This window comes from Aphanizomenon sp. CS-733/32 (assembly GCF_028330045.1).
GTDB lineage: Bacteria > Cyanobacteriota > Cyanobacteriia > Cyanobacteriales > Nostocaceae > Dolichospermum > Dolichospermum gracile.
In genome coordinates, this window is the sequence record NZ_JAQMSE010000239.1 from 1 (window position 1) to 4,002 (window position 4,002).

The following is a 4,002-nucleotide window of genomic DNA, read 5'->3' on the forward strand; positions in this document are numbered from 1 at the left end:
AATAAGCATTGAAACCATTAAAAACCTATCACTTTCTGGAATTTGAGACTATTCTTATATCTTTCTAATTCTTCCTCCTGACTCCTGACTCCTGACTCCTGACTCCTAACCCTCACAGATAACTTTTTCAGCAAACCCTATCTAGCGGTCAAGATGCCCGCACCACAAGAGTTTCATGATTCAACTCTGTACCTCATAAGAGCGGAAACCGCTGTAATAAGGTATTGATAATAAATTCAGAAGAAAAAATGAGAAAATGAGTCTGAATGAAATCAAAATACCAAAAAATATGAATTACCAAAAAAAAGAATTTGAGAGTAAAAACTTAGATCACTTAGGAATAATAGATGAAATAGAAATAGTAGAAAAAGTCAATGAAATATTCTTAGTAGATAGTAGAGAGAAAGTAAATACAGGCGAAGTAGTTAAAGCAATCATTCTGAATGGACTAGTACCGCAGGGCGGAAGTCAAAAGTCAAAAGTCAAAACGAAGACAGTATAGGCTTTTTAACGATTTAGAATGGTTGGTTTATTTACGCCGTGTTGTACCAGTACAGCTTGGCGGAAATAGATATACCAGATTAGTGATAGAATAGCAATTAGGTGAATAACGCTTTAAATACGTAGTTCAAGGAATCAGGGTATGACTATATTAGCTCCTAAAATCTTAAATTTAAAAGATAGCGATCGCTTAGAACTCCAACAGCTAATAAATAAACATAATACACCACAGCAAATAGCACTACGAGCAAAAATAATTGTCATGATAAGCCAAATTAAACCAATAATCTTCATCCATTGTTATATGATTTTTTCACAGAAAAAGCGATAAACTTCTTCCCACATTGATTTAACAGTACCAATGAATATGATTCCATCTAATTTAAAGTGTTCGTACAGTACGGAGGCTACAAATCGGCTTTCTGGATATGGTTTGTCATCTATTTTACAATTAGCTTTGTTATATTCTCGCTGTGATTTATCGCTTCCGTCAGTACCTTTGAATCCTCTACCTACACCCAGAGGAGAGATTAGTATCTTTACTTTCAGTTATGATTTGGTATATACCCTATAAAATTATGTATTCCCCGCACTGTTATGGAAAATCAATTGGGATTTTTGCTGAAGCTGCTATTATTTTCGACTTTGCTATCGGTATTAATTAAATATGCTGCTCCCTTTTTAGGGATTCCAGCAACGGTGACAAATGTGCTGATTATGATTTTATCACCAACTATAATTATGGCCACTGTTCTCCTGTGGCGAATACCAAGACAAAAGCAAAATTAACAAAAAAAATATAGTCAGTGTTGCTAAAATCAGCTAATCTAACTGCATTGTCATCAAAAAGCATTTTACCAAGCTGGGAGTCTTGCTTGTGAATCTTGGTCAATGGATAGGCTTAATTGCTTTAGTTATATCTTTATATATATTTTGGCAACTTCGTGACGTTTTGCTATTAATATTTGCGGCGGTTGTGTTAGCGACGACTTTAAATCGTCTCGCGCGACGCTTTCAAAGTTTAGGAATAAAACGGGGATTAGCAGTTTTATTAGCTGTGGTGATTTTCTTTGGTGGTGTTGTCTGTTTTTTCTGGTTAATTGTCCCACCTTTTGTCCAGCAATTTCATGAACTCACTTATCGAGTTCCCCAAGGATTTGGGCGGTTGAATAGTTGGATTGATGTCCAAAGAAGTCATATTCCTGAACAATTATTACCTTATATACCGGATCTAAATAGTTTAATTGCACAAGCTCAACCGCTATTTAATCGCCTGTTAGGTAACTCTTTTGCTTTTGTTTCTGGCTCGTTAGAAGTTGTTCTGAAAATTTTATTAGTCCTGGTTTTAACAGGAATGTTATTAGTTAATCCCGATGCTTATCAAAAGGTATTTGTTCGCATATTTCCCTCCTTTTATCGGCGGCGGGTGGTAGGAATTATAGAACAGTGCGAAGTTTCCTTAGAGGGATGGGTGACTGGTGCTTCTATTGGAGTGTTTGTAGTTGGGTTGATGAGCTTGGTGGGGTTATCAATTTTGGGTGTAAAAGCTGCGCTGGCTTTGGGTGTGTTAGCCGGATTTATGAATTTAATTCCTAATTTGGGTCCGACTATGAGTGTAGTCCCAGCAATGGCGATCGCTCTTTTGGATAATCCCTGGAAAGCTGTTGCTGTGTTCGTTCTCTACTTTATTATTCAACAGACTGAAAGTAATTTTATCACACCTGTAGTCATGGCTCATCAAGTATCTTTACTACCCGCTGTGACTTTAATTTCTCAGTTATTTTTTGTGACCTTTTTTGGATTTTTAGGATTATTTTTAGCACTTCCTCTTACCGTTGTTGCCAAAATTTGGGTACAAGAAGTATTAATTAAAGATGTGTTAGATCAATGGAATAATGATCAAGAAGATCATACAAAATTAACTATAGTTGAGGAACATTCCGATATTAATAATGAAGTTTAGGAGTTCATGAAAGATATTTTTTTGTTTCTTGTTTATAAACTCCTGACTCCTGACTCCTGCTGTAAGCTGTTACGCAGCTAAATTTGATAACCATAATTTACTTGAACTTTGTAGTGCGGGCATCTTGCCCGCTAGAATTATACAAACTAAATGCACAACAGCTTATCAACCAAAACCAGGAATTAATCGCTTTAAGGCGCGATCAGCGACATCACCATAGCGCAATTCTCCACAGAGGATTTTACCCATGATTTGAACGCTAGAAGGACGTTTAACACCAACTTTGTAGCCAATACCGGGGAAGCGATAAAATGCCCCTGCTAGTTTTTGCGCCCAAGCCATATCATTTCCCCATTGTTCATTAATGGCATTGGTATAGTTTTCTAAAGCGTTAATATCACCACTTAAAGCATCGTGAATAAATCCTGCGGCGAGAACGGCGCTAAAAATAGAGGGACGAATACCTTCGGCGGTAAAGGGGTCAACTACACAAGCTGCTTCTCCAGCTAAAACTGCATTTTGGGTATGGAGTTTTTGGTTTCCATCCCACAAGCTGATAGGATGACCGTACTGTTTGCTATTTTTAACATCTAGATTAAAGGATTGAGCGTACTCATCCAGAATTTTCTTAAAGTCTTGAGGTGCGCCACCCACAAATGTACCAACACCAAGGGAATGACCATCATCTTTGGGGAAATTCCAAGCATAACCATTTTTAATTAAACCAAACTCGAAGTGAGCTATATTTTTGTTGGGGACATCGGCTGCGACTTCAGCTTCTAATGCTCCACATAGAAGGCGTTTGCGGTCTTTAAAACCTAGCCATTTAGCCATTGGACCTTTTGCACCATCGGCGGCGACGAGATAACGACTAGTGACTATTCCTGTGGCTGTGGTAACTTGCCAAGCATCGGTTTTAAATTCAATTTCTTTAACTTCTGTTTTGTCTTGTAGTTCAGCCCCTTGATTTTGAGCTTGTTGGATCAGGAAATGATCAAAAATATCCCGCCGCACCATCCAAACGGGTTCTTCGGTGTCAATTTTTGCTTCTACGGGATCGCCTAATTGCCAGGTAAAGCGCAAAGAGTCAGCTTTAGTAGAGATAGCAGGGCTAAAGTCAAAGTCAAACCATTGAGCTACGCTAGGTGACACACCACCGCCACAGGGCTTATATCTGGGTAGGGATTCCTTTTCTAGGATTAAAACTGAGCGCCCTTTTTTGGCTAGATGATATGCTGCTGTTCCCCCGGCAGGACCTGCGCCAACGATAATGCAGTCGTACATAATGGCTAATTTTTCGCGCTCTATCTTAATTTAGTTGACTTTTCAGTATATATTAAGAGGCTATGATTTTTTTTATCAATTTTTAGCTTAATCAGCAGAAGCCCCACGTCTCAGTCTTAGGAGCGTGGGATGAATGCGCGTGAGTTGAGTTGCGTAGCCCAAATTGTATTTGAGCGTAGCGAAAACAAAGAAGGCTACAGCGACGAAACGAACAAAATATTGATTTTATGTTATTATAAAAAAGTAGGTGTAGT

4 protein-coding genes and 1 pseudogene are annotated in these 4,002 nt (G+C 38.3%); 4 read left to right on the top strand and 1 reads right to left on the bottom strand.

Annotation, left to right across the window (positions count from 1 at the left end):
• Positions 1 to 289 precede the first annotated feature (289 nt).
• The 4 genes and pseudogenes from PN471_RS20635 to PN471_RS20650 all read left to right on the top strand — a co-directional run.
• Positions 290 to 451 (top strand): annotated as a pseudogene (locus PN471_RS20635) (DUF4277 domain-containing protein); the annotation flags it as partial.
• Positions 452 to 643: 192 nt separating this feature from the next.
• Positions 644 to 832 (top strand): hypothetical protein, encoded by a 189-nt coding sequence (locus tag PN471_RS20640; protein ID WP_271778437.1) that lies wholly within the window; start codon positions 644 to 646, stop codon positions 830 to 832.
• Between the two features lie 266 nt (positions 833 to 1,098).
• Entirely contained in the window at positions 1,099 to 1,290 is a 192-nt protein-coding gene (locus tag PN471_RS20645; RefSeq protein WP_168635745.1) for a hypothetical protein, read from the top strand.
• Positions 1,291 to 1,378: 88 nt separating this feature from the next.
• Positions 1,379 to 2,464, top strand: coding sequence for an AI-2E family transporter (locus PN471_RS20650; protein WP_271778438.1), 1,086 nt, complete (start codon positions 1,379 to 1,381; stop codon positions 2,462 to 2,464).
• A gap of 165 nt (positions 2,465 to 2,629) precedes the next feature.
• Here PN471_RS20650 and PN471_RS20655 read toward each other — a convergent pair whose 3' ends face one another.
• Positions 2,630 to 3,748: a geranylgeranyl reductase family protein gene (locus tag PN471_RS20655; protein ID WP_271778439.1), complete on the bottom strand. Its 1,119-nt coding sequence runs from the start codon at positions 3,746 to 3,748 to the stop codon at positions 2,630 to 2,632.
• Positions 3,749 to 4,002 lie beyond the last annotated feature (254 nt).

What these genes read in the sequence shown, in the direction of transcription:
- PN471_RS20655 (WP_271778439.1), bottom strand. Translation starts at nt 3,748, where the DNA reads ATGTACGACTGCATTATCGTTGGCGCAGGTCCTGCCGGGGGAACAGCA.
- PN471_RS20640 (WP_271778437.1), top strand. Translation starts at nt 644, where the DNA reads ATGACTATATTAGCTCCTAAAATCTTAAATTTAAAAGATAGCGATCGC.
- PN471_RS20645 (WP_168635745.1), top strand. Translation starts at nt 1,099, where the DNA reads ATGGAAAATCAATTGGGATTTTTGCTGAAGCTGCTATTATTTTCGACT.